1 pseudogene is annotated in these 854 nt (G+C 52.0%); it reads right to left on the minus strand.

Annotation, left to right across the window (positions count from 1 at the left end):
* Positions 1–788, minus strand: a pseudogene (locus QP891_RS11665) (IS256 family transposase); the annotation flags it as partial.
* Positions 789–854 lie beyond the last annotated feature (66 nt).

Here is an 854-nt window from a genome sequence, read left to right on the forward strand (position 1 = left end):
AGAAGCCTCTGGTAGGCCTTTCAGCCCGTCACAGCAGACAATAAAGACGTCTTTGACCCCGCGGTTAGATAAGTTGGCGCACACGTGTGCCCAAAAGGAAGCACCTTCTTCTTTGGCAATCCACAATCCCAGGATGTGTTTGATGCCGTCGAGGTCCACGCCGATTGCCATGTACGCGGACTTGTTGACTACCCGGCCGCCGTCGCGGACTTTAATGCGCAACGCATCCAGGAATATCACGGGGTAGAACTCGTCTAACTGGCGGTTTTGCCACACCATGACCTCATCAAGGACGGCATCAGTTACTGCAGAGATTGTTTCATGGGAGATATCTACCCGCATCGCAGTTGCCATATGATGCTGGATATCCCTAATGGTCATGCCGCCGGCATATAAGCTGACAATCATATCGTCGACATCTGTTAGCCGCCTGGAGCCTTTGAGGAACCATGGTTGGGGTAAACGTCCCGGCCCGGTCTCGTGGAACATCAATGTTTACTGGCCCGTAGTTAGAATCCACGGTTTTCGGGTAGGTGCCGTTGCGGTGATTGTCTGTTCCAGCAGTAGCTTTAGCTGCTCTATCGCCGGGCTCATAGCCTAGGTGGGTATCCATTTCAGCATTCAAGCCTCTGGTGATTGAGGCTTGTAGCATGCCCCGAACTAGGTCATTGGCATCCGTGGTGGACGTGCCTAGGTCATCAATCAGTTTCGCGATTTCAGGGTTAGCAAGCAGCTTCTTTTCAATCGCATCAATCTTGGCCTTATCAGCTTAGATCTCGTCTCGCCATAGTAGTCATTCTGGTTCATCTCCTTATGCGGGTTGGGTTCCCACACACAAACCATCAGACACTCTC

Origin of the sequence: Corynebacterium sp. MSK310, assembly GCF_030227355.1 — a bacterium.
In the GTDB taxonomy this organism is placed as follows: domain Bacteria; phylum Actinomycetota; class Actinomycetes; order Mycobacteriales; family Mycobacteriaceae; genus Corynebacterium; species Corynebacterium rhinophilum.